We start from the raw sequence: 7428 nt of genomic DNA on the forward strand, positions 1-7428 counted from the left end.
GTGCGAGCCCCGTGGGGCTCGCACCGCACTATTGTCCGATCGTGGTGATCCCGCGGTTGACCGGCGGGGCGTTCGGCGAACCGAGGTGCCGGTCTACTGGTCGGATGGCGGTGTGACACCACCGCAACCGCAGCCTGTGTCGCTGCTGGGTGCGCCGCCGCAGGCTCCCTCGCGGAGTTGGTAGTCGTGCACGTGGCCGGTGCGGTCCTGGCTGATCCGGCAGCAGGCGTGCAGTTGGGTTTTGAGGGCGGCGCGGCCGCGTTGGACGCGGGATTTCATGCCGGACACCGCGATACCCGCCTCGCTGGCGGCAGCGGCGTGCGTGCGGGCGTCGAAGTCGACCATCTTCACCGCCGCGGCCTGCTCGGCGGGCAGCGTGGAGAGCATCGGCACCAGGCAGGAGGCGAGTTCTTTCTTCGCCGCCTCGCCGGTGTCGAGTCTATCCTCGCCTGCAGATGGGTTGTCCGGGACGGCGTCGACGGGTAGTTCGCGGCGATGGGCCGCCGAGCGGTAGTAGTCGGTGATCGCGTTGCGGGTGATGGCATACATCCAGCCCAGCAGCCGTTCCTGCTCGCGCAGATTGTCCAGGCTTTTGGCCATCCGCAGGGCGATGAAGGCCCGCAGGTCGCCGGAGAAGCGGCGCCAGAGTTGGTCGAGATCACCGGGTTGCGGCTGTGGTGTGGTCACGGTGGTGGCCGTTGGCTGGCTCATGATCGTGGGTCCTCTCTGTCTCCAGCATCCTCGCCTGCCAGCGTGGTGGCGAGCCTTGATGCCTCAACACAGATACCGACGGCGCTGACCGGCATCGGACGCATCCGTGCGTCCCGATCCGGGGTGTCACGTCTGTTTGGGTGTCGAAGTCGATGTCGGGATCTTCGATTCGACAGACCCGATAAGCGCGGTGAGGAGGTGAGAGCGATGCTGACGACACATCTGCTGTCGGATCTGACCGACGAAGAGGTCAATCTGATCGTGGCCGAGGAACTGCATCTGCTCGACGCCACCATTGTCCGTTCCGCATGAACATGGCGGACGTCGATGTTGCTGAGCTGCGGTTCGCCGGGTTGTTCTGGACAGTCCGCAGGCTGGGTGTCCAGTTCTAGTTGGCGAATTCCGGGGCGCCGTCGGATGCGCTACTACGACCGGGGTCGTGATGGGTGTTCGAACCGGAGTTGGCAGCTGATCAGCGATATCGGTGGCGCCGTGCGTATCTCGCGGGATACCGATTTGAGATTCAGAGCGGTGGTGTTGATGCGCACCGCGCGCCCCAGTTCACCACGTTCACGATGCGCCTTTGCAATGGCAGCGATGCTTGTGACCAGTTGTCGTACCAGTAGAGATTCCACCGGCCGATCATGAACCTCTCGGCATAACTGGGCCAGGACGAACGCGGCCTGCGCCAGGTCTGGCGTGGGCGTTGGGAGGATGGCTGGCCGCCGCTGACTTCCGCCTGCGAGTGCCGATAGCCCGACTTCCCGCGCGGCGGCCGCGAAGGGTCCGTCCGCGTTGGGCTCGGTGCGCCGTGACCAGAGCGCCAGCACGCCCGAGAGCCGGCTTGCCGCCCACCGCCATGCCGGTCGCTCGTTGCTGGGAACGCGCGCCAGTGCCTCATTGAAGCCTCGGGCATCAGCAAGGGCGTGTGTCCACAACGCCGTGTCACCTGAAAGGACCTTTTCCCTGGCAGATGGCTCGATCGACCGTGGAAGTTTCCATTCGGTCTGCGCGTCCGCCCTAGCCTGTGCATCGATTTCCCATCCGTCTCGAAGATTGGGCAGGCTCAGACCGCCGCCCACTTCAACATCAGTAATGGCGGGGCCGAGGCGTGCGCTGTGGGGGTCACGCCACTGAGCAAAGTAACCCGCGACGTATCCATCGACAACATTGACTCGAGCATCCAATTTCGTCCCGGTGGCTCGCATCCGGCGAATCCACTCCGCCTCGGAGAGGCTGACCACGGCCATGGCACGGATCGTGTGCCGCAGCATCCGACGGTCGGTCCCGACACTGTCCTCGAGCCGTTCGAATCCGGCCTGCATCTGCTCCTCGAAGCTCAAATGAGGTCCAGGCAGCCCGAGGGGCACAAACTTGTAGATACAGACGTCACAGTCCGGCAATGCCGCACGATCCCGTCAGTGTTGCAGCGATGACCTGGGTTGCCCAGCGCGGGCCACTTTCGCAGAAGCCGCCGCGGATACCGCGCGACGATCGAGACGTTGACTGGCTGGCGATCATCATGCGACCCTCCCAAGCCGCCCGCCTGCGCGGTATGGGGGAAATCCCTACGAACTACTACTCGGCATGGTCTTCACATGGCGTGAATATTGTTTCCGGAGAACATGTTTCATTGCGCATGTCGCAAAGTCATCGTCTTGGTTTTTTGCGTCGCGCAGAAGCTCGACCGCTGGCTGGTGGTTGCACGAGCTGTTGTTCGAGATATCGGAACCATCGTCTTGGATGCTGCTCAGGCAACGGCGTGCTGGCTGCCTGGGGCGGCGGGTCTCCCTGATGCCGTCGTATGACCGCACCCTCCGGTGGGCGCGAGTGATGTTTGCTGACCTGGCGGGTCCGCCAATCCGGACGGGCGAACCTCTCCTGTAGGGTCCAGGCCTACTGAGGCGATCGTGGCTGCCTGAACCGTGCGTTCGTGCGTTGGCTGACCCAGATCGCACCGCGGTACTCCTGCATGTTGGGTGACCATTCTCGAACGATCACCGGGTGGAGTGTGCGGTGGTGCAGGACAACGTCGCCCATGCCGCGGCGATCCTTCAGGGCGAACCACGCCGCAGAACGAATGGTCCGCTCGATGCTGGGAAGTTTCATTCGTTGGACTTGGCTGGGTTTCCGATTCCCTGGCGCGGTGTCGAACGTCGTCGGTGGCCCGGTGGGCGGACGCCAGCAATCGGTCTCGATCCAGTGCGCGATGGGGTCTTGCTCTGCGCGTGGCTGGTAGTCCTCGTCATGCAGCCGCCGACGAACCTCGGCAATGTAGTGCGCAAGCTGTTCGTCGTTGCCAGCAGCGAGTTTTCGCCATTGGGGTGCGGCGATCGCAGGTGCGAGATCGATCGCTTCGGGATAGAGGCAGGCGAACAACTTCGACGCGGTGAACGTCGAGCGTTCGGTGCCTTCGGGCATGAGCACGAAGCTTCGAGTTCTCCAGATCTCTTGCTGCCGTTGCAGTCCACTGGTCGGTTTGAGTTGTTCCCATCGGTGCGCGCAGATCATGAAGGCCGTCAGCACCGCGTCGTAGGCCGCGGCCCAGCCGAAGCGTTGAACCCAGGCGCAGGTGTCGCCGTTGCGTGGTGATCACTTCGGGGCATCGCCGCAACGACGGGCCGTGCCGGTCACCGTCGGGCGGACCGATCCAATACTCGTGCCGGGTGCAGACGTAACGGTGGTGCGGCAGGATCCGCCAGACGGGTCCGCCTTGGTGACGGGCGTCGCATCGTGTGCAGCCTGGTTGTGGTGCGTGCCGAAACAACGGCCAGTGTGCTGTCGAGGTCCGCAGCTCGGGGAGCGCCCCGGCCAGGTGTTCGCCGGGGCGACCGGTGAGAGCTGACATCCGTTCGGCGGTAACGGTCCGTCGCGATGGCGTCGGGCCTGGAACGCTCACGCGTTTCCAGAGTTCGTCGCTGTCTAGGTGGTTCAGCGCGGCGAGTCGCGCCAGCACAGCCGTTCTGGTTGTTCTGGCCGGTGAGCGGCGGCCGTGGGATCAGCCGGGCTCGCCGCCGGGCGGCGGCCCGCGGCATCCGCCAACCCGACCCGGACCTCATCGCCGCCCATCTCCACGTAGGCCAGCTCGAACCCCGTCGCCGACTCACGCGTACCACCCTCGACCGCGCTCAGCACCGTTACCACGGCCGTCAATTCTGCGGGCGCGCATGATGTTCCGAGCCGAATCCCAACGCTGACGTCCGAACTCCGCTAGCCGATGCGGCGCGTCGTGTCCCGACGCGCCGCAATCAGCGCACCGGCCCCACAGCGCTCACCCACCGCTCGTAAGCTTCTACGCGCCAACTAAACCTCGATCCACCGATGAGGGTTGTGGGTGGTCTGAGCGGCTGCGGTGTGCGGACCACCGGTTTTCGGGCGTGAGGTAGCCGCTGGTCTGCCCAGCTTTTCCACTGTTGTTCCTGGTCGTAGGGACGGGAGGGATGGTTCAGGTGGTTGCGGTGGTGGCCTGCCAGAGTCGTCGCCAGGCAGCCGCCCAGGGCCAGTGCGTGGGTAGGTGCAGCACGGGCTTTCGCTGCGGGCGGGCCAAGCGGGCGGGAACGACGATGATCTTTCGGCGCAGGGTGGAGCCGCGGGCTTTGCCCAGGACGGGGTCGGCGAGGGCTCCGGCGGCGCGCAGCAGGTTGTGGGCGATCGCGGCGCACAGTACCCACGCGGAGTTCGCGCCGAACCGCCCCGACGGCATGTGGGCCAGCGGGCCGTCGATGAGGTCGGCGAACACGGTCTCGATGATCGCGTGGCGGCGGTGGGTGATGTCGGCGTCGATGGTGGGTTCGGTCGAATCGGTGAAGAACGGGTGGTATCGCCAGACCGGGAACAGTTCGTCCTGGCGGGCGGCATCGCGGACGCGGCGCACGATCAACCGGGCGGTGATCGCATCGGGCTTGGAAGCGAAAGCGGTGTAGGGGATTTCGGCGACCTCGGCGTCGGAGATCCACTCACCGGTCTCGGGATCGCGGACCGCACCCGGATATCTCACCGGCCTCCACGCGCCATCGGGAATCGACGCGATCGCCCGCTGCACGGCACGGTTCTTCGTCAGCACCAGCGAGAATCGGACCCCCGCGCGGCGGCATGCACCGATCACCGACCGGGTGCCGTAGGCCGAATCGCCACGGACCAGGATCTCACCGGTGACTCCGGCCGCGCGGGCGCAGGCGATGGCCTGGGCAACCATCCGGCCGGCGCCCTTGCCCGAGCCGGTCTTGCCGGCCCGCAGGCGCATCCCCGCGATCACCGGCGCTGCGAGATCGGTGCTGATGGTCGCTGCCAGCGGCGAAAGCCCTTTCCGCAGAATCGATTTGCCCGCGATCTTGGTATGACCGTAGGAGGCGCCCTGCTTGGCATACCCATACACCGGCCGCAGCAGCGAGTCGATATCGACGAACGCCCGCACACCGGCACCCGGCAGCAACTCCACCCGCCGACACAACCGCGCCAGATGCGCCCGCAGCACCGACTCGAGCTGGCGAGCGTGACCGAAACTGAACTCCCGCAACAAGGTTCCGATCGTCGACGGCGCATACACCCGGTCGAACACGGTGGTCATCCCGCCGCTGCGCAGCACGTCGACATCGTCGATGCTGTCCGCACCAGCGGCCATCCCCGCGATCAGTGTGGCCAGCTTCGGGCCCGGATTCGCCGAACCCGATTTGATGCGCGGCGCGGCGATCACCACCTTCTCCGCCAGCAGCTCGCCCAGCCCGGTCTGGGCGGCCAGCCGCATCACCGGCACCAGTCCGGCCAGCGACACGAGATTGTCATCGTCGAACACCGCAGACTCCGCGGCGAACCTGTGCGAAACTTGCACCCGAAGTGTCCTTCTGAACTGGACCGATCATTGCCTATGGCCCGTCCCCAGTTAATGAGACCGCTCGGTATTAGAGTCCTGTTGGCCCTGGTGAGGGCTGGAAGGGACGATGAGAGGTATGGCTGGACGGAAGCGGCATTCTGCGGAGGAGATCGTGCGGAAGCTGCGCCGTGCCGACGAACTGGCGGCGGCCGGTCAGTCGGGTGAGGAGATCGCCGCGGAGCTCGAGGTGTCGGCGGCGACGTTGTACAACTGGCGCCGCCAGTACGGGGGCATGGATACCGACGCGGCGAAAGAGTTGAAGGAGTTGCGGGAGCAGAACGCGCGGCTGAAGCGACTGCTGGCCGATGCGGAGCTGGAGAAGGACGCGCTGCGGGAGATCGCCAAGGGAAAATGGTGAGCCCAGCGGCCGGACGCCGCGTCGTGGACATGCTCAAAGAGGTGTTGGGCCTGTCGGAACGGTTCGCGTGCAAGGTTGTTGGGCTACACAGATCCACCTATCGGCGGCTGCCGGATGCGCAAACTCCGGCCGACCCGGACGCCGGTTTACGGGCCTGGCTGCGCTCGTATGCGACGAAACGCCCGTGTCACGGGTTCCGGCGTGCGTGGGCGGCGCTGCGGTTCGACGAGGGGCAGCCGGTGAACAAGAAGCGAGTGCACCGGCTCTGGCGTGAGGAGGGCTTGCAGGTGCGTGAGCATTCGCCGCGCAAGCGCGCCGGTGTCTCGTCGATGCCGCCGATCGATGCTGATGCACCGAAGGTGGTGTGGGCGTTGGACTTCCAGTTCGACTCCACCGTCGATGGGCGGGCGGTGAAGATCGCGTCGATGGTCGATGAGCATACTCGTGAATCGCTGTTGCACTTGGTGGAGCGCTCGATCACTGCCGAGCGGCTCGTCGCTGAGCTCGGGCGGGTGTTCGCTGCCCGCGGCGGGCCGCCGAGGGTGCTGCGGATGGATAACGGTCCGGAGATGATTTCTCAAGCGTTGCAACAGTTTTGCTCCGGGAAGACCGGGCTGGTCTACATTCCGCCGGGTACGCCGTGGAACAACGGGTTCGTCGAGTCGTTCAACCGGCGACTGCGCGCGGAGTGCTTGAACCGCAACCACTGGACCAGCTTGCTCGAGGCCCGAGTGGTGATCGGAGACTTCAAGGACGAACACAATCGGCGTCATCGGCATTCGGCGCTGGGCTACCTGACCCCGGCCGAGTACGCTGCGGCCTGCACCCACGGCCACCACCCGGTGGCATGCGGCATCAACTGAATCTGGATCGAAAACAACCCGGACTCAAGAACCGGGTGGTCCCGTTACCGGGGACCGGTCACCTAGACAACAGTGATCATCCCAGCTCGAAGGGCACTTTCTCATTCACGGCACACCAACAGGCGCAAGCCCGTCGGTGGATCGAGGCTAAACCTGGACACCGCCACCCATGCGCCAACTACACCTGGACTGCGCCAACTACACCTGGACAGGACAACGATCAGCCCTGCCGTGCACCGCTGATCAATCAATGCCATTGGGAGACACAACCTAGTGCGCCACAGACAGGAATTCTGAGCGGGGCCGACGGGTTAGATGGCGCGGGAGTGGCACCGGGACCTGGCTGGGGAACGCATACTGGCCAGCTATTGAACCGAACCGTCTTGGTTGCCTTGGACGTTGAGGGTGTGTGAGTGATGTGGAGCTGCGGCGGTTGTCGCCTGCCGCGCAGGAGGTGGTGCGGCTGCGGGTGGTGGCCGCGCTGGAGTCGGGACGGGTGAGCGGTTACCGCGAGGCCGCCGAGATGTTCGGAGTCTCGCAGCGGTCGGTGGGGACCTGGTGGCGTAAGTACCAGGCTGGTGGTCGGGAATCGCTGGCCGCTCCGGTCAAGTCGCGTACCGGGCGGG

General features: G+C 65.5%; 7 protein-coding genes. 2 read left to right on the forward strand and 5 right to left on the reverse strand.

Going from position 1 to position 7428, the window contains the following annotated elements; genetic code table 11:
• Positions 1-93 precede the first annotated feature (93 nt).
• The 5 genes from IU459_RS35950 to IU459_RS35970 all read right to left on the reverse strand — a co-directional run bounded on the left by IU459_RS35950 (position 94) and on the right by IU459_RS35970 (position 5539).
• Positions 94-711, reverse strand: a complete 618-nt coding sequence (locus IU459_RS35950; protein WP_195134055.1) for a sigma factor-like helix-turn-helix DNA-binding protein — start codon at positions 709-711, stop codon at positions 94-96.
• 425 nt (positions 712-1136) lie between these two features.
• A complete protein-coding gene (locus IU459_RS35955; RefSeq protein ID WP_195134056.1) occupies positions 1137-2054 on the reverse strand; it encodes a hypothetical protein in 918 nt (305 codons plus the stop codon).
• A 553-nt stretch (positions 2055-2607) separates the two neighbouring features.
• On the reverse strand, positions 2608-3132 hold the full coding sequence (locus IU459_RS35960) for a hypothetical protein (protein WP_195134057.1): 525 nt from the start codon (positions 3130-3132) through the stop codon (positions 2608-2610).
• 510 nt (positions 3133-3642) lie between these two features.
• Complete coding sequence (locus IU459_RS35965; RefSeq protein WP_195134058.1) at positions 3643-3855, reverse strand: hypothetical protein; 213 nt, start codon at positions 3853-3855, stop codon at positions 3643-3645.
• 301 nt (positions 3856-4156) lie between these two features.
• Positions 4157-5539: an IS1380 family transposase gene (locus tag IU459_RS35970; RefSeq protein WP_195134059.1), complete on the reverse strand. Its 1383-nt coding sequence runs from the start codon at positions 5537-5539 to the stop codon at positions 4157-4159.
• Between the two features lie 118 nt (positions 5540-5657).
• Here IU459_RS35970 and IU459_RS35975 point away from each other — a divergent pair.
• Both IU459_RS35975 and IU459_RS35980 read left to right on the forward strand, forming a co-directional pair.
• Positions 5658-6802, forward strand: a protein-coding gene (locus tag IU459_RS35975) for an IS3 family transposase (RefSeq protein ID WP_195134060.1) whose coding sequence is annotated in 2 segments (ribosomal slippage) — positions 5658-5925 and positions 5925-6802 — 1146 coding nt in all. Because the reading frame shifts where the segments join, the coding sequence is not laid out codon by codon here.
• Between the two features lie 409 nt (positions 6803-7211).
• Positions 7212-7428, forward strand: a 217-nt coding sequence (locus IU459_RS35980; protein ID WP_195134061.1) for a helix-turn-helix domain-containing protein, incomplete at its 3' end; no start/stop codon positions are given.

This window comes from Nocardia amamiensis (assembly GCF_015477605.1).
GTDB classification, from domain to species: domain Bacteria; phylum Actinomycetota; class Actinomycetes; order Mycobacteriales; family Mycobacteriaceae; genus Nocardia; species Nocardia amamiensis_A.

Excerpts from the sequence above, each read along its gene's own strand:
- IU459_RS35950 (WP_195134055.1), bottom strand. The coding sequence starts at position 711 with ATGAGCCAGCCAACGGCCACCACCGTGACCACACCACAGCCGCAACCC.
- IU459_RS35960 (WP_195134057.1), bottom strand. The coding sequence starts at position 3,132 with ATGCCCGAAGGCACCGAACGCTCGACGTTCACCGCGTCGAAGTTGTTC.